The organism is Hymenobacter arcticus, from assembly GCF_054779975.1.
Window position 1 is genome coordinate 17,050 of the sequence record NZ_BAAGXF010000002.1, and the last position, 16,537, is coordinate 33,586.

Annotated in this window: 16 protein-coding genes and 1 tRNA gene; 8 read left to right on the forward strand and 9 right to left on the reverse strand. The window is 58.4% G+C overall.

Annotated elements, in window-relative coordinates:
• Window positions 1-52: 52 nt before the first annotated feature.
• Window positions 53-3,094 (reverse strand): CheR family methyltransferase, encoded by a 3,042-nt coding sequence (locus tag ACYVGC_RS03660; protein WP_460582434.1) that lies wholly within the window; start codon window positions 3,092-3,094, stop codon window positions 53-55.
• Between the two features lie 338 nt (window positions 3,095-3,432).
• Window positions 3,433-4,023, reverse strand: a complete 591-nt coding sequence (locus ACYVGC_RS03665; RefSeq protein WP_460582435.1) for a BLUF domain-containing protein — start codon at window positions 4,021-4,023, stop codon at window positions 3,433-3,435.
• Between the two features lie 225 nt (window positions 4,024-4,248).
• Between ACYVGC_RS03665 and lepB the strand changes: the two genes are divergently transcribed.
• Both lepB and ACYVGC_RS03675 read left to right on the forward strand, forming a co-directional pair.
• On the forward strand, window positions 4,249-5,409 hold the full coding sequence (gene lepB / locus ACYVGC_RS03670; RefSeq protein WP_460582436.1) for a S26 family signal peptidase: 1,161 nt from the start codon (window positions 4,249-4,251) through the stop codon (window positions 5,407-5,409).
• Window positions 5,410-5,498: 89 nt separating this feature from the next.
• Complete coding sequence (locus ACYVGC_RS03675; RefSeq protein WP_460582437.1) at window positions 5,499-5,807, forward strand: hypothetical protein; 309 nt, start codon at window positions 5,499-5,501, stop codon at window positions 5,805-5,807.
• A gap of 427 nt (window positions 5,808-6,234) precedes the next feature.
• On the opposite strand, the gene ACYVGC_RS03680 is transcribed toward ACYVGC_RS03675, so the two are convergent.
• The 7 genes from ACYVGC_RS03680 to ACYVGC_RS03710 form a co-directional block, all read right to left on the reverse strand.
• Window positions 6,235-6,600, reverse strand: coding sequence for a hypothetical protein (locus ACYVGC_RS03680; RefSeq protein WP_460582438.1), 366 nt, complete (start codon window positions 6,598-6,600; stop codon window positions 6,235-6,237).
• 190 nt (window positions 6,601-6,790) lie between these two features.
• Window positions 6,791-7,552: a BRO-N domain-containing protein gene (locus ACYVGC_RS03685; protein WP_460582439.1), complete on the reverse strand. Its 762-nt coding sequence runs from the start codon at window positions 7,550-7,552 to the stop codon at window positions 6,791-6,793.
• A gap of 138 nt (window positions 7,553-7,690) precedes the next feature.
• Window positions 7,691-8,542, reverse strand: a complete 852-nt coding sequence (locus tag ACYVGC_RS03690) for a hypothetical protein (RefSeq protein ID WP_460582440.1) — start codon at window positions 8,540-8,542, stop codon at window positions 7,691-7,693.
• A gap of 542 nt (window positions 8,543-9,084) precedes the next feature.
• The gene (locus ACYVGC_RS03695; RefSeq protein WP_460582441.1) at window positions 9,085-9,378 is read right to left on the reverse strand and encodes a hypothetical protein; all 294 of its coding nucleotides are present in this window, start codon (window positions 9,376-9,378) and stop codon (window positions 9,085-9,087) included.
• A 248-nt stretch (window positions 9,379-9,626) separates the two neighbouring features.
• Window positions 9,627-10,040 carry a BRO-N domain-containing protein gene (locus ACYVGC_RS03700; RefSeq protein WP_460582442.1) on the reverse strand — a complete coding sequence of 138 codons (414 nt, stop codon included), beginning with the start codon at window positions 10,038-10,040 and terminating at the stop codon, window positions 9,627-9,629.
• Window positions 10,041-10,104: 64 nt separating this feature from the next.
• Window positions 10,105-11,376: a tyrosine-type recombinase/integrase gene (locus ACYVGC_RS03705; RefSeq protein WP_460582443.1), complete on the reverse strand. Its 1,272-nt coding sequence runs from the start codon at window positions 11,374-11,376 to the stop codon at window positions 10,105-10,107.
• A 25-nt stretch (window positions 11,377-11,401) separates the two neighbouring features.
• Window positions 11,402-11,477: transfer RNA gene (locus ACYVGC_RS03710), tRNA-Met, on the reverse strand.
• Window positions 11,478-11,667: 190 nt separating this feature from the next.
• Here ACYVGC_RS03710 and ACYVGC_RS03715 point away from each other — a divergent pair.
• The 6 genes from ACYVGC_RS03715 (at window position 11,668) to ACYVGC_RS03740 (ending at window position 16,469) form a co-directional block, all read left to right on the forward strand.
• Window positions 11,668-12,924: a TCR/Tet family MFS transporter gene (locus tag ACYVGC_RS03715; protein WP_460582444.1), complete on the forward strand. Its 1,257-nt coding sequence runs from the start codon at window positions 11,668-11,670 to the stop codon at window positions 12,922-12,924.
• A 41-nt stretch (window positions 12,925-12,965) separates the two neighbouring features.
• A complete protein-coding gene (locus ACYVGC_RS03720) occupies window positions 12,966-13,418 on the forward strand; it encodes a hypothetical protein (RefSeq protein ID WP_460582445.1) in 453 nt (150 codons plus the stop codon).
• A 162-nt stretch (window positions 13,419-13,580) separates the two neighbouring features.
• A complete protein-coding gene (locus tag ACYVGC_RS03725) occupies window positions 13,581-13,946 on the forward strand; it encodes a BlaI/MecI/CopY family transcriptional regulator (protein WP_460582446.1) in 366 nt (121 codons plus the stop codon).
• 2 nt (window positions 13,947-13,948) lie between these two features.
• A complete protein-coding gene (locus ACYVGC_RS03730; RefSeq protein WP_460582447.1) occupies window positions 13,949-15,271 on the forward strand; it encodes a M56 family metallopeptidase in 1,323 nt (440 codons plus the stop codon).
• A gap of 272 nt (window positions 15,272-15,543) precedes the next feature.
• Window positions 15,544-15,954: a hypothetical protein gene (locus tag ACYVGC_RS03735; RefSeq protein ID WP_460582448.1), complete on the forward strand. Its 411-nt coding sequence runs from the start codon at window positions 15,544-15,546 to the stop codon at window positions 15,952-15,954.
• A gap of 80 nt (window positions 15,955-16,034) precedes the next feature.
• Window positions 16,035-16,469: a hypothetical protein gene (locus ACYVGC_RS03740; protein ID WP_460582449.1), complete on the forward strand. Its 435-nt coding sequence runs from the start codon at window positions 16,035-16,037 to the stop codon at window positions 16,467-16,469.
• The last annotated feature ends 68 nt before the right edge of the window (window positions 16,470-16,537 follow it).

Sequence of the window (16,537 nt, forward strand, 5' to 3'; positions counted from 1 at the left end):
ACTTCGTGTGGGCCAACCCATTACAAGTTAAGCAAAACCCGCGGGCCGCGGGCTACACTTCTTCCAGGGCCCGCACGCCCAGCATCAGCTGGTGGGTGGGCTGGCCCTGGTGCAGCACCCGGCGGCCGTAGAGCAGGGCGCGCCGCCGGCCCAGGCCTGGGAACTCGGCCTCCAGCACGAAGCCCTCAAACTCGGCGCTCGGGCTGGTTTCGTCCAGCAGCCGCCGCAGCTGCTGGTGCAGCGCCGGCTGCCGCCAGGCCGCTCCGCTGAGGCTGGCCAGCGCCCGGCCCGGCAGCCCGGCCAGGGGCTCGCCAAAGGTGTGGGCAAAGGCCGGGTTGGCCCCGAGCACGCGCAACTGGGCATCGAGCGTGAGCTGGGGCTCGCGGCCGCCGTCCTGCAGGCTGTCGGTGAAGCGGGTGTGATCTTGCAGGCGGGTTTCAAGCACCTTCAGGGCCGTGATGTCGGTGAAGGTGAGCACCGCCCCGTTGGTGTAGTTGTCGAGCGAGCGGTAGGGCAAAATGCGCAGCGCGTACCACTCGCCGCGGGTGGTTTGGATGTTGGTTTCGACCACCGTGAGGCGGTCGAGCACCTGCTGCACATCGCGCAGCAGGTGCTCGTAGCGCAGGCTGCTGGTGAAGTGCGCCAGCGGCCGGCCCACATCGGCCGGCACCAGGCTGATGATGCGCCCCACGGGCGGCGTAAACCGCTTGATTACCAAATCATTATCCAGGAAGATAATGGCGATTTCGGTGGCATCGAGCAGGTTCTTCATGTCGTTGGCCGTTTGGCCCAGCTCCTCGGTTTTGGCCAGGTACTGCATGTTGAGGGTCATGAGCTCCTCGTTGAGGCTCTGCATTTCCTCCTTGTTGGTCATGGCTTCCTCGTTGGTGCTTTGCAGCTCCTCGTTGGCGCTTTGCAGCTCCTCGTTGGTACTCTTGAGCTCTTCGAGGCTGCTTTCCATCTCCTCCACGGTGGTTTGGAGGCGGTGCTTGGTGTGTTGCAGCTCTTTATCGAGGGCCACCAGGGCCTCGCGGGGCGCACCGTCGGGGCTGGGGGTGCTTTTGGCCACGCGCAGGCGGCGCGGGGTGGGCTGGTCCTCAAACACCACCAGCAGCAGGCCGGCCAGGTGCTGCACCGAGAGGCGCAGCACCTGCTGGCCGGCGTCGGTGCGCACGCGCACGTTGTCCACCACCACGTCCTGGTGGGTTTGGGTGGCGCGGTGCACCGCCCCACTGATTTCGAAGTTGGGCTCCTCGCGGGCCATCTCAAACAGGTTCATGCCGCTGAGGCCGGGGGCGGGCTCCAGGTACTTGCCGATGCGGCCGTTCACGTACAGGATTTCGCCCTTGGCATCAATCACCACGGCGGGCGGGGCGTAGGCTTGCAGCAGCTTTTTTTGCACCAGCGAGGCAAACGAACTGGTTTGGCGGTGGTTGGCGGAGGCGGAGGCAGACATGAGGGCCGTGGTAGGGGACGCGGGCGCTTGGCGCGCAAACGCAAACTTGAGGACGTGGGGCAGCGCGGCGGGCAGGCTGGTGCGCCGCGATATTTTCCACTTCACATCCAGGGGCTGAAACAAGTCCTGGTAGCCGGTAATGTTTTCGCTGGGCCCTAGAAATAGCAACCCATTGGCATTCAAGGCATAATGAAAAATGGGGAGCAGGCTTTTCTGCAGCTCGGCCGAGAGGTAGATGAGCAGGTTGCGGCACACCAGCAGGTCGAGCTTGATGAAGGGCGCGTCCTTGTTGAGGTTGTGCAGGGCAAACACCACCACGTCGCGCACTTCCTTGCGAATCTGGTAGTGGTCGTCGGTTTTCTGAAAAAAGCGGGCCAGCCGCTCGGGGCTCACGTCGGCCGTAATGTTTTCGCGGTACAGCCCGGCGCGGGCAAAGGCAATGCCACCAGGCGAGATGTCGGTGGCAAAAATCTGGAGCCGCAGGTGGTGGCCATCGGGCTTGAGCTCGTCGAGGCACTCGAGCAGGGTCATGGCCAACGAGTAGGCCTCCTCGCCCGTCGAGCAGCCGGGGGCCCACACCCGCACGGGGCCGTCGGTTTCTTTGGCGGCCAGCAGCGGGCGCAGCAGGGCTTTCAGGCTGGCAAAGGCTTCGGCATCGCGGAAAAACTTGGTAACGCCAATCAGCAGCTCGTGAAAGAGCTGCTCGACCTCGCCGGGGTTTTCCTGCAAGTAGCGCACGTACTGCGTGAAGTCCTTGATTTGGTGCGAGTTCATGCGGCGCTCAATGCGCCGAAACACCGTATTGCGCTTGTAAAAGCTGAAGTCGTGCCCGGTTTGGGAGCGAATGAGCAGAAATATTTTCTGCAGCGCGTGGCCCGGCTGGCTCGGCGAGGCAGCGGCGCGGGCGGCAGGGCGCGCCCCCAGGGGACACACCAGGTAATCGAGCAGCTGGGCGGGCAGGCGCTCGGGGGGCAGCATAAAATCGACAAACTCGGTGGCCAGCGCCGCGCGCGGCATGGCGTCGAACTGGGCCGTGGCGGGGTCCTGCACCATCACCATCCCAAAGTTTTCCATTATCAGCTTCAGGCCCACGGTGCCATCGGCTCCCAGCCCCGAGCAGATGACGCACACCGCCCGCTCGCCCACATCCTTGGCCAGGGTTTGCAGAAAAAAGTCGATGGGCTGGCGGCGGCTGGCCGGCTGCGTGGGCTTGAGCAGGTAGAGGCAGCCGTGCAGCAGGCTCAGGTCGTGGTCGGCCGGAATGACGTACACGTGGTTGGGCCGCACGCGCAGGCCGTCGGTGGCCTCGGCCACGGGCAGCAGCGTAAAGCGCTGCAGCACTTGCGTAAGCTGCTCGCCGTGGGCGGGCGCGGCCGGCCGGTGCACCACCACCACCAGGGCCAGCCCGCTGAGGGGCGGCAGGTGGGCAAAGAACTTCTCAAAGGCCTCCAGCGCGCCCGCCGAGCCGCAGAGCGCCACCACGGCAAACTTGTCGGGGCTGCCGGGGCGGCCATCGCGGGCGAGCGTGGCCGCGCGCTGGTCGCGGGGTGAGCGCGGCGTGACGGAGTCGGCCGCGATGGGCGCGGCCACCGACTCATCCGGGCCCGGTGCGTTTTCGGGCACGGGAATATTTTTCATAGAGAATAGGCGGGCTGCCTTTGCCCTGCTATACCGATAGCTCAGCTGCCCGCTACCAAAAGCTCGGCAGCGCCTCACTTGCGGGCTAGCCAAAACGCCTTGCTAAGTTAGCGGCCCGGCCGCGTTGTTGGGGCCGGGCCCACGCGCCCCAGTATGGCGTAGGCCCACTGCTACCGTTGGCGGCTGGCCAGCCCCCACCAGCTTGGCGGCGCAGCAACCCACGGCGAAGGCCACCGGAACACGCAGCACCCCGCCCGGACAGCGGAAATAAGGCACTGCATCAAGCGCCTGCGCGCGTTTTTGCTAGCCCGCCCCGCAGGCGGCACCCCGGCTCCCGACTAGCAGCCCGGCTCGGCCAGGGCCACGCCAAACGCCTGGAGCAGCGCGCGCAGGTAGGGCTCGGCCAGCTCGGGGGCAGGCAGGTCTTCCTGTACCAGCAGGGCATCGAGGGCCTTAGCGGCGGCCGGGCCGGCGGTGCGCCCCAGGCCCATGCTCCAGTCGGCAAAGCGGCGGCCGGGGCCGGGGCCCTCGCTCACCGTCACCACCTGGGTATGCCGCTGGTCTTGCTGAATTTTGGCGTACAGGGCGCGCACTTCGGGCTCGGGCCCCTCCAGCAGCTGCACAAACCGGCCGTCGCTATAGAGTAGAATACCCGTGAGCTGGTGCCGGGTGTTGAAGCTGCGCGCTTCGGCAAGCAGGCTTTGCAGCTCGCCCTCGCTTACGGTACCAGTGGCCTGGCTGTGGTAAAGCACCTGGTAAATACTAGCATTCAACAAGCTGATAACCTGCTCGATAGTGATTTCGCCGCGCTGATAGCGGTCTAGCAGCTGACGCTCGTAGCGCTGCGGGGCCTGGGGCGTATTGGCCGTGAGGGCCACGGCGGCGGTCACGGCACGGCGGCGTTGTTCTTCGCTTTCGGGTGGTTGCATTTGCTTGTTTACGCCGGGCCGGGCTACGAGATATACCTATTTTAGACCGGAAAATACGGACTCGGCCAGTAGTTACGCCGCCCACCCCGGCGCTACGGGCACCGGGCGGCGTGCGCCAGCACCTCGTTAACCCAAGCCGTAGCGCCCCATACTAATTTCACGGCTTGCGAGTTACCGCTACTACCAGCCCCTTCGCTACCACTCCCTTACCTTCTCCCACGCAGCATGGCTTTTTTTTCGCCCCGGCGCCCTAGCGCCCCACCCACCCCCGCCGCCGCCCCCAGCAAAACCCGCGAGTGGGCCAACTCCCTGCTGTTTGCCGTGGTGGTGGCCACGCTCATCCGCTGGTCGGCGGTGGAGGCCTACGTCATTCCATCCGAAAGCATGGAGCACTCGCTGCTGGTGGGCGACTACCTGTTTGTGAGCAAGTTGCACTACGGGCCCCGCACGCCCCAAACGCCGCTGCAAGTGCCCCTCACGCACCAAACGCTACCGGTACTCAATAGTAAGAGCTATTCGGAGGCCATCCAGCTACCCACTTACCGCCTGCCTGGTTTCAGCACGGTGCAGCGCAACGACGTGGTGGTGTTTCACGTGCCCCACGAGCAGCAGCGGCCCGCCGACCTGCGCACCTTCCTCATCAAGCGCTGCATAGCCGTGGCCGGCGACACGCTGGCCATCCGCAACGGCCAGGTTTTCCTCAACGGCCGGCCCGGCGCCATTGCCGGCGCGCCCCAAGCCACCTACTTCCTGGCCGTGGCCCAGCCTAATGACGAGGTGCGCCAGGCCCTGCACGACCAGGGCGTGGTGGACTACACCCAGCCCGACGGCCTGCCCGCGACCAGCACCAACCCCGCCACCGGCCAGCTCGGCTACTTCATCAGCTGCCCGGCCGCCGTGGCTGAGTTCTTCAAAAAGCAGCCCTATGTGCGGGCGCTCACCGTGGCCGCGCCAGCCGCGGCCCTCTTCCCCGACGTGGCCGACTTTGACGTTTCCGGGGCCGCCAGCGCCGTACCTACCCACTGGCAGCTAGACAATTATGGCCCGCTGCCGGTGCCCAAGAAAGGCCAGACCATCGTACTCACGCCGGCTAATGCCGCCATTTACTACAAAATAGTGAGCCAGTATGAGCACAACCCTGGCATTAGCTGGAAGGGTGGCATGATGCAGCAAAACGGCCGGCCGCTCACCCGCTACACCCTCAAGCAGGACTATTACTTTATGATGGGCGACAACCGCCACAACTCGGAAGACTCGCGCTTTTGGGGCTTCGTGCCCGAAGACCACCTCGTGGGCAAAGCCGTGTTCGTTTGGCTGTCCTTGGACCCCTACGCCGACTTCTGGCACAAGGTGCGCTGGAGCCGCCTGCTGCAGCCCATTACCTAATTTATTGTTAACCAACAAATTAGCTCCAACGATAACCTTATTACGGTTTTAGGAGTAAAATCCGCAGCTAATCACTTTTTCCTTTTCCTATGAAATTCTCGCATTTGCTCTTCGCCGCCAGCCTGTTCACCTTCGGTACGGCTGCTGCCCAAACCACTCCTACCACTACTACGCCCGGCACCACGCCCGGCGCACCCGGCACCACCACGGCTAGCCCCAGCGCCGTGCCCAGCGGTACCGCTCCCGAGCAAGCAACTCCCAACGGAGCAGTAAGCGCCGGCGAGGTATTCACCAAAGGCGCCCCCACCAGCGCCACCGCCGACGAGCGGCGCATGAAGCGTCAGCAAGCCAAGGCGATGAAAGCCGACGGCAAAACCAAGATGAAAGCCAAAATGTAGCTTGCCGGCGCTGCCATTGGACTGCGCTATACAAACTAAAAAAGGCCATTCTCTACCGAGAGCGGCCTTTTTGGTTGGTTATATTCGGTAAGCCGCGATGCACCCGGCGGCCGGCACAGGCTCCGTACCAACTGGAGTACTGTGTACAATGGGCAAAAGAAAAGGCCGCTCTCGGTAGAGAACGGCCTTTTTTCGGTAGCGGGGACTGGACTCGAACCAGTGACCTTTGGGTTATGAGCCCCTGGAAACCGGTTCTAGCTACTACTGGAAGGCTGTATGTGGGCAAATGTAGGGGGAAGATGGGGAAGTGGTGACACAGATTCTGACACAAGCCGTACATTTTATTACCCTGTCCTTACTCACTTCCTAGAGGGTTACCCCGGCCTGTAATAACTACTGGGAATAGAATAAAACACAGGAATGGCACCTAATCCTCAGCTTTTATATAAGTGCAATCCTCAAACACTAAACTCAGGTTCTTCTGTGGAAGGGTGAGAGTAAACTTATTAGGTACCTTTCCTAATACGGCCACTCCTTCACCTTCCAGCAGAAGAACCAGTTTGTTTACTTCCCGCTTTACTTCCACCACGTAGTACCTGTCCTGATAATACTCAATATAAGCACCTTTCTCATCCCGCATTTCTCTTATTCCCAATGGGTTAGGAAGCAATTGAATTCTTCCCCATTGTTTCATGGTTCCCCGCCTAACCTTATTGCTAGCTACTGTAAGGATTTCAGAGGACTGCCCCCAACCAAAGAAGGGAAGTAAGAGGAAGAGTAGTAGAGCTTTCAAGTGAAGGGGTGCGCAAATTATGGCTCTTGTTAATCAAGAAGTTGAGAAACTACCCTCGGTTATAGCTAGGGTAGCTAGTAGCGCACCTGACCTCGATATAACCGAGGGTAGCTAGTGTAGGTGTTAAATAACCTGATATCCTTAAAGCCGAGGGTAGGGTTAGATACCTCTACTATCGGTAGAACAGAGGTCAACCTTTGGGACCCAATAGCAAGGGTAGGTACTCTAATGCTTTAGGGTCCTTATCCTTTAGATAGTTGGCCGCACATTTAGGTATCCACTCATTCTCCACATAGTCAATGAAAGTTGGAAGTAGAGAGTTGGGATACTGTCGGCAGAGATACTCGGACCCATCTGGAAACAGGTGTGGGTACTTAGTGTAGTTAGCAGCCTCTTCCTCATGGAACTTAGTTAGGTAGGTAGAGAAGAGCTTTCCTACACTTACATCTGGCCTAATTTCTTTCCCGGTTAGTGCTTTGGTAGGAATCTCATATCCCACCATCTCAAACTTCCCATAGAGCCTTACAAACAGCTCACTGATAACAGAGAAGTACCCTGGGGAAGTCCTATTCCAGTTAGCATTATACCGTAGGACAAAGTTGTGGGTAGGGGTTTTGGTAGTCCCATACCCTCCCCTCTTCCTAATAGCGGGAAGTACAACTTTAGTTAACCACCTCCTGAATGCTTTAGCTCCTGGTTTATTACTGCGAAGAATCAGGTTGTAAAGACCACTCTCACTGATAATATTAGTAGCCCTTAGCTGACCTGACCGAGGAAGCATAGTAACCTGCTTCTCATCCTCATCTAACCTACTGACTGCATCACTGACATTCTGTATATCCAACACCTTACAGACTTCCAGGGCAATAAACCATACCTCCCCGTCAATGTCAATAGTGGTAAGGTCTTCTCTTTCCAGGTTGTCCTCATACTCAAAAATAACCAGTTGCATGAAAGGGAAGGTCTAAAAGTGGACTGCTAAGGTAAGACTGTTGACCTTACTCCAATCTTCTTGTGAGTGGCCCCTAGTAGGAATACCTCCATCAGCTAACAACCCTTTTGCAAATCCTACCCCTATCATTACTCATCCCTACACCTTAGGGAGAGTAGTGGTAATCAGGTTAGAGAGACTCTTCACCAGTCTTCCCTTGTAACAGCGGAAGGTATAATCTGCTCCCAACTCCCTTATAAGGCCCATTTCTTGGGGAGTAATGGGGCCTAGGTCAAGCTGGCACTCCTGTTCCTCAATGTACCCTAGTTCCTTAAGTATCTCCACCATATACTTCCCTGAGGACTTGTCTTTCTTCCCTCTGGCCTTAGCCATCCCTAGCCGGGAGAGGGTAGCATGAGGATTAAAGGCAGGAATAGCCCTGGAAGAAGTGTAGTCAGATACCTGTTTCTCAAAATGCTTGGTGGCCTGAGCCAACTCCTTTTCCACTGAAAAACCCCGTAAATAACGGTGGCGGGCAGCAGGTTGGAGGGATGAGTAATGGATGCCTCTGGTAGACAAGTACTGATTTTCTAACTTCTTCTTTTGGGCGTATTCCTGCCGGTTAATGTTCTCCTGATAGGCTAGAGTGGTGATGTAATATTTGAGGGTAGGAATTTCACTAAGGGGAACTTGGTAATACTTCTTGGTAGACACTCCATATTGTTCAGCTAATAGTCGGGAAGCCTTCAAAGAAATATCCTGCTTATTGGGTCTTTCCAAGTAGCCCATCTCTTTCAAGATTCCTACATAAGTCCACAGTGTTCTTTCACTGCAACCCAGATAGTGGGCAATGTCCTTGGCCTGCTTGGAAAAATCCTTGATGTAACCCCCTACCCGGAGAGACTTTAACCCATACCAGAAAGAAATGGCCTTCAACTCCTTGTCATTCTTGACTAGGTGAGTAGCCAGACCTTTCGGAATGGAGATGTAAGGAGTAGAGGGTACTAGCAAGAGGAAACAAAAAGCCCCCAAACAGTCAGTACCATGACGTGTCCAGGGGCGTAGTCCTGAGATGGCTCAGGCTAAATCATCAACTAGTGGTACCTAGCTACTCGGAAGAGTGATACAAAGATACGCAGAAAGTATCATTATTCCAAGAAAATCTTACCGCATGGGCATAATTCCTCGCTACTTCACGTGACTCCTATTTCCTGTACTAAGTTAATAGTGTGTAAGTTGGGCGTAGTACCCAACGGTCAAGTAGAGTATAGGGGGGCCGCTAGTAAGGTAGTGACTATTTGGACTACCAGAAAATTTGCCAACAAAGCTATTAAATAAATAAGAGTGGTAACCTTCCACAACTCCCATAGTGGGGTTTTAAGAGCCTCAGAGGGTAGCAGGCAGGCTCATTTCCTCAATCACCATTCCACTTCCACAGTGGCCAGGAAAAGAGGTGAAACTGTGGCAACTGCTGGGCCTTGAGTTGCGGTGGTTTTATGAATCACCAAATACCTTCACCCATCTCATCAGTTCAATAATTTATTCCTCACCTATCAATCATATGTCACTGTACAATCTTCCAATTTAATCAATATCGCTTTTTGAGGAATAGCAAGAGTAAAAGTCTGATTATCCTTTAATTGAGCTGTTCCACCTCCTTCCAGAATATAGTTTGTAAGCACCCCTTTAATTTTTACTTTCGCTATAGGGTAGGTACTAACTCCTTTATCGGACATAAGAACTATACCATTATTATAAATAAATACACTTATTGGCAGTACCCTAGTAAGTACTATTCCTGTTTGAGCTTTAGCACCTATTCTAGCGTGAGTAGAAGTAATTTTCACATACCTAGATTGCCCCCATCCCAGAAAGGGAAGGAGGAGTAAGAGTAAGACTTTCATGGCCCTAAACTACTCTCTCTTCCTCACTTCCACAGAGGCCAGAAACTAGGGTAGCTGTGGGGCCTGGGGCTACGGGTATTTCAGTGGGTAGGCAAGCCATTTCTGGTTTAGTGTTCCCTCATGGTATAGCCTTCCCAAATCCCTTCTTTTTCTACTTCCACCAGATGCCAGCAGCTAAGGTAATTGTGGGGTCAAATAACTAAGCTGTATCCCTTCTCTTCTGTTTTAATAGATACCCCACCTATCTTCCTTCCAAACCTCATGTATGGAAGAATTACCTGGTCTACAAATCTGCGCATTAAGGCTCTCCTTTCCTCATGGTAAGGTAATTCATACAGAAGCGCATATAGCCCACTTTCACTAATTACTGTGGTAATATAAGCTCTGGTTGCTCCAAGCTGTTCTACCTCCCAAGTAAACTGCCTTTTCTGGTAGTCTTCTAGGCTTGCTAGAAATTTTGACCTTCCTAGGTCTTCCCCTCGCTCGTATACGTTCAGCTTCCAGAAAAAGGGCTCAGGGTTAAACCACAGGGTTTCCCCAAGTGGAATGACAGATATAGTGCTAGGAGAATTAATGCCTGTAAACTCAAAGAGGGTGACTGTCATTTTCCATACATAGTGAACACTGCTCAAAGCTAAAGTTCTAACATAGGGTTTGCCTTCTTCCCAACTACCCACCCATCTTGGGGAAGTGAGCTAGGGCTTGGTCATTCTGTAGCAGGCCCAACCCGCGTAAATAAGTCTCACTCATTGCCATTGTGGTATGGCCGTTTTGCTTCTGGATGGCCCGCAGGTCTTTAGTGGCTAGCCATAGCTGGATGTTGCCACTGTGCTTAAACCCATAAAGTGTATAGTGTTGGTCACTGAGGCCCAACTGTAGCAGGATGGGCACCAGCTTCCGGTAGAAGTAATTGAAGCCCACAGGGGTAGGGCCGGGCTGCCCTTGCCGGGTGAATAGGTAGTGGTCAGGTGGGAAGCTCCTCAACCCGGCTTCCTCAATCAGGGAATTAAGGTGCGGGGGAATATCGCAGAACCTTCCTACCCGGTTTTTATCATGGTCTTGGGTAATCCACAGAGTAGTTTCCCGCAAGTCCCTCACCCGCAATAATCTCACTTCCCTCCTGGGCCGGGCAAAAGTGTAGTAAAGGAAGTGTAGGTAGAGGTGAAATTGTGCGTCGGCCTGGGCCACTTCCAGAATGGTGGTTAGCTGGGCCTGGGTATAGGGCTTATGGTGTTCACTCTTCCCGGTCTTAGCCTTCTTCATGGAAGCAAAGGGTAGGGCTCCCAGCTTGAAATAGCCCTGCTCCAATGCCCACCCCTGGAAGGTCTTTAGGCAGAAGCCATAGTTATTAGTGGACTTGGCCGAGAGAAGCTTACCAGTGAGGGAAGAAATATGGCTACGGCGCAAGTGGTCAAGGAAGCTCTTCCCAACGGCCGGGGTAAGGTCGGTAAGCTTCCCTACCCCCTGCTTTCCACACCAGGGCAGTAGTATATCTCCTATTCCCTTGTAGTTGGACTTCCCGCCTTTGCTCAGGGTTTGCTTGGTCAGGAGGAAGGCAGCCCATACCTCTTCCACAGTGGTAGGAACGGGCCTAGCATCGGGTAGGGAAGCTACTGGCTGGGAGGAATAGGTGTAGCCCTGCTTGAGTAGGCTGTTAATGGCCGTACACCAGTCACTTCCCCGCTTCTCCCGGCTCTTCCGGTCAGTGATGGAGTTCAGGTCAAACCCCTGCCTCCTTCTCACTACCTTCCCTTCCTCGGTGGAATACTGCCACCATACTATCATCCATCTTCCATCTCTTGCTTCCTTGGAAGGCTTCACCAGTGCGGCGGGCTTGTAGGTGAGGGGCACCCCTGGCACCGGGGCCACCATTTGCAGCAGGGGAAGCAGTGTCCCCAAATCTGTCACAGACTGACCTAGTAAAACAGAAAAAGAGGCCATACGCTAGGTACAACCTCTTTTTCACTGGTAGCGGGGACTGGACTCGAACCAGTGACCTTTGGGTTATGAGCCCAACGAGCTACCAACTGCTCCACCCCGCACTGTTTGGTAATACAAAAGTACTGAAAAATCCTGAAATTGCAAGTAGTAGATTGGTAAAAGGTGGGGCGCGGAGGCTTGTGGCCTGATTTTCAGGCTTAAAAATAACGTAACACCAGGTGAACACCAGAGCATACTCCCGGCCCGACAGGGTTTTATCGCCAGCTTTGCTGTTTAATTGCCTTTTGCTTTATGTCGCCCAAACGCCCCGCCGCGCTCGCCTTCATCTTCGTCACCATTCTCATCGACGTTATCGGGCTGGGGGTCATTATCCCGGTGCTGCCCACGCTCATCGAGCAGCTCACGGGCGAGGGCGTGAGCCGGGCTTCGCAGTACGCCGGGTGGCTGTCGTTTGCCTACGCGGCGGCGCAGTTTGCGTTTGCCCCGGTCATTGGGGGGCTATCCGACCGCTTTGGGCGGCGGCCGGTGCTGCTGGCTTCGCTGCTGGGGCTGGGGTGCGACTACATTTTTCTGGCCCTGGCACCCACCATCGCCTGGCTGTTTGTGGGGCGCGTGATTGCGGGCATTACGGGAGCCAGCTTCACTACGGCCACCGCCTACATTGCCGACGTGAGCACGCCCGAAAAGCGGGCCCAGAACTTTGGGCTGGTGGGCGCGGCGTTTGGGCTGGGCTTCATTATCGGGCCGGTGCTGGGGGGCTTGTTTGCGCACTTTGGGCCGCGGGTACCGTTTGTGGTGGCGGCGGTGCTGAGCTTATGCAACTTCCTCTACGGCTTCTTTCTGGTGCCCGAGTCGCTGCCCGTGGAGCGGCGGCGGCCCTTCGAGTGGGCGCGGGCCAACGCCGTAGCTTCGCTGGTGCGGCTGGGTAAGTACCCCAAAATCATTGGGTTAGTGGTGGCCCTGGTGCTGCTCTACCTGGCGGGCTCGGCCACGCAGTCGGTCTGGACGTTCTACTCCATCCTCAAGTTCAACTGGAACGAGACGCTCATCGGCTACTCGCTGGGCGCGGTGGGGCTGGGCGCACTCATTGTGCAGGGCGGGCTGGTGCGGGTGGCCATCCCCAGGCTGGGCGCGGCTAAGGCCGTGGCGGTGGGTCTGGTGTGCTATATCCTTGGCTTTGTGCTGTATGCGTTTGCCTCGCGGGGCTGGATGATGTTTGCCTTCACGGGCGTGTACTGCCTGGGCGGACTGGCGGGGCCAGCTTTGCAGGGCAGCATTTCGGGCCAGGTGCCGGCCGATGAGCAGGGCGAGCTGCAAGGCGCGCTCACCTCGCTTATCAGCGCCACGGGCGTGGTGGGGCCGCTGGTGATGACGAGTTTGTTTGCCTACTTCACGCGGCCCCAGGCCCCGCTTTACTTTCCGGGGATGCCCTTTTTGGTGGGGGCGGGGCTCACGCTGCTGGCCTTGCTGGTGGCGGCCGGCCCACTGCGCCGGCTGCCTGCCGATGCCGCGCCGCGGCCGGCGGCCGGGGCACCCGCCGGGCACTGATTTTCGTTAGGGAAGGTGTACCGTCTGACTTCGCCCGCCGCATGCCCGACCAGCCGCTCCACCCGCCCCTGCTAGAACTCACGCCGCGCCCCGACCTCGATATTTTGCTGGGTCGCTGGCGCTACCAGCCCGAGCAGCCCGCGGCGCTGCGGCCCTGCTACCAGCAGCTCGCCGACCTGGCCCTGGCCACGGGCTGCCGGTTTTGGCTGCAAGACCTGCGCCGCCGGGCCTCGCCCGACCAGGAAACCAAGCGCTGGCTGCTGGAAGATTACTACCCCGGCGTGGCCCGATGGCTGGGCCAGCGCCTGTTCGTGGCCTACCTGTTCAGCCCCGCCATGCACGCCCAAATAGTGGAGGCGCCCGACTACGCGCCGCCCGAGGCCTACAATGACGGCCCTTACGCGCTCGATTTTTTTGGTAGCGAAGGCGATGCTATTCAATGGCTACAAGCGCACCAGCCAGCGGGCCACCAGCCAGCGCAGTCAGGCCGGTAGCCACCAGGTTAGCGCTGATAACTCCGATTTATTTTGAGATGAAAAGGGGCTTTTCCAGTGAGGAGGAGCCCCTTTTTTAATGCATCAACAAAAAAGTTGGGATGAATTGCGTTACTTATTACGAATTATTCGTAGTATTACGAAAAATTCGTAATAAGTAAAATGGAACGCCTCACCCAACCCGAAGAAGACGCCCTGCGCGCACTCTGGCACACCGGCCCGGCCTTTGTGAAAGAGGCGCTGGAGGCGCTGCCCGCGCCGCGGCCGCCCTACACCACGCTGGCTTCCACGCTGCGCAACCTGGAGCGCAAGCAGTATTGCCGCGCCGAAAAGCTGGGCAATTCCTTTCGCTACGCGGCCCTGGTGAGCGCCGAGGACTACCAGCGCCGCTCGCTGGGGGCGCTGGTGCGCGAGCACTTCCGCGACTCTTATAAGGAGTTGGTTTCCTTTTTTGCCAAGGAGGAAAAGGTGAGCGCCGCCGACTTGCAGGAGATTATCCGGCTCATCGAACAGCAAAAGCCCGAGTAGCGATGGCGGCCCTTTTTGACTACCTGCTGCGGGCCAATGCGGTGCTGCTGCTGTTTGCGGCCGCCTACTACGGGCTGCTGCGCCGGCTCACGTTTTTCCAGCTGAACCGCGCCTACCTGCTGCTGGCGCTGCTGTTTGCGGCCGGGTACCCGGCGCTGCCAGTGCCCGGGTGGCTGCCGGCTCCGGCGGCGCTGCTGCCAGCGGCTGGGCTGGTTACTACTGCGGGCCCGGTGGCAAGCGCTGCACAAATACATAGTATTGATTACAAGTTACTTGTGCTAAGTATTTATGCCTTGGGCACGGGCTTACTACTGCTGCGCCTGGTGGGCCAGCTGGTGAGCCTGGTGCTGGTGCGGGCCCGCGCGCGGCCGGCCGTGGTACTGGGCCAGGGGGTATGGGTGCTGGCGGGCGCGGGCGGGCCGTTTTCGTTTGGCCGCACCATTTACCTAAGTACGGCCACGCTGGCCGATGCGGCCGGCCTGGCCCCGGCCCTGCGCCACGAGCAAGCCCATGTGCGCCAGCTCCATACCCTCGATGTGCTGCTAACCCAGCTGGCCACCGCCCTGGCCTGGATGAACCCCGCGGCCTGGCTGCTGCGCCGCGCCGTGCTCGACAACCTCGAATACCTGGCTGACCACGCGGCCCTGCAAACCGGCCTCGACCGCCGCGCCTACCAATACAGCCTGCTGCGGCAGCAGCCGGGCGGCGTGCCCGCGCCCGCCCTGGCATTTCACTTCTCCTTTCTCACCCTCAAAAACCGCATTACCATGCTCAACCAACCCGCTTCGACTACGCGCCAACTGGGGCGCTACCTACTAGCCGCGCCGCTCGTGCTGGCACTGGCGCTGTGCTACTCAGCGGCCCACGCGCAGGTAGCTCCTACGCCGGTGTCGGCACAAAAGCAATCTCTCAGCAAGGCCACTTATTACGTTGACGGTGAGGTCACTACCTCTGATGCGCTCAGCAAGATTAGCCCCGACCATATTGCCTCCGTAAGTGTTGTGAAGGATGCGAAGCGCTTGCAGGCCCTGGGGCTGGGGCAGGCTTCGGCCGAGGGCGCGGTGTTGATTACGACCAAAGCCAACGCCAATGCGCCGGCCGTGCTGGCTTTTAACGAGCAGTTTCCCGTGCAGGCGGCTACGGCGGCGCAGCAGGCCGGCTTGGCTGCCACCACGGCCTACGTCACCAAAACGTATCCCAACGCCAAGCTGGAAAGCGTTTTGATAGATGGGAGCAAGCCTGGGCGCTACCAAGCCGTCTTTACGGATGGTGGGCAACGGCAGCAGTTGCTGTTTGATGAGCAAGGCCAGCCCGTAGCGAAGTAAGCTAGCGGTTAGGCGGGCGGGTGAAGGCAGTACGCGGCCTTTGCCCGCCCGTTTCCTGTTTCGGGCTGACTACTGGTTGGGCTTAACTGGCCCCTCACCGGCCTGGCCACCCACCCACCCTCAGCAACGGCGAAAAGCGCTACCAGCAGGTGCGCGAGCGCCTGACCCTGGCGCATTAAACTTCAAAAAGTCTTCAGAAATAAGTAACCTGGGCTGCTCGCCACTTGGGAAAGGCCCTGCTACATTAGCGGTTCGCCTTTTCTGCTTTCTGCATGACGACTGACCCGGCTCCCGAGCTGCTACAACTCACTTATCGCCCCGATTTGGCCATTTTGGTGGGCCGCTGGGGCTACCAGCCCGCCCCCACCGAGCTGCCCGCCCAGTATGAGCGCCTGGCCGACGCCGCGCTGCGCCACGGAGCCCGGCGCTGGCTGCAAGACATTCGCCGCCGCAACCTCAACGACCCCCACACCACGCAGTGGCTGCTCACCGAATTTTTCCCCGACATGGCCGAGCAGCTGGCCGGGCCGCTGCGGGTGGCCTACCTGGTAGGCCCTACCCTGCGCGGCCTTATTGAGGCCGGCCCCGATTTTCAGCCGCTGGCGGCCTACCAAGGCCGGCCGTTCATCGTCGGTTTTTTTGGCGAAGAAGGGACGGCCATGAAGTGGCTGAACGAGGAGTGAGCGGCTGACCAGGCCTACACGGTGGCGTTAAGCTAAAAGCGATTTTTATACAACTTATTATCAATCAATAATTTGTATTAATGAAATACTTTTTGAGTCAACTGGTCGCCCTGGCGGTAGCGGGGGCGTTGCTGCCAGCCGCCGCCCGCGCCCAGGCGGCGGATACCGTGCGGGGCCTGCGCGGTCAGCCAGCACCCGCCTTATCCGCGGGCGGCATGCACTTTACGATAGATGAGCGGCGGCACAAAGGTCCGCTGGCGGTGATTTACGTAGATGGCCAGCGCCGCGACTCAACAAAGCTGGCCGACCTTAACCCTAATGATATTGCCACCGTCAGCATATTGAAGGCTGATGCCGCCCGCCAGCTGGGCCCCGACGAGGCCCGGCTGGGCGTAGTGGTTATCACTACCAAGGCGGGCCAGCACCGGCACTCCACCCGCGCCTTCGACAAGCGCCTGCGCAAGCTGCGACCGCCTGGCCCGCCCGCGGCCCCGCCCACCTACGGCCCCAACTAGCGCCCGCCAGCGGCGCGGCCGAACTACCCGCCCCCCCGGCGGCGTTGGCCGAGTGGGTGTAACTTGTT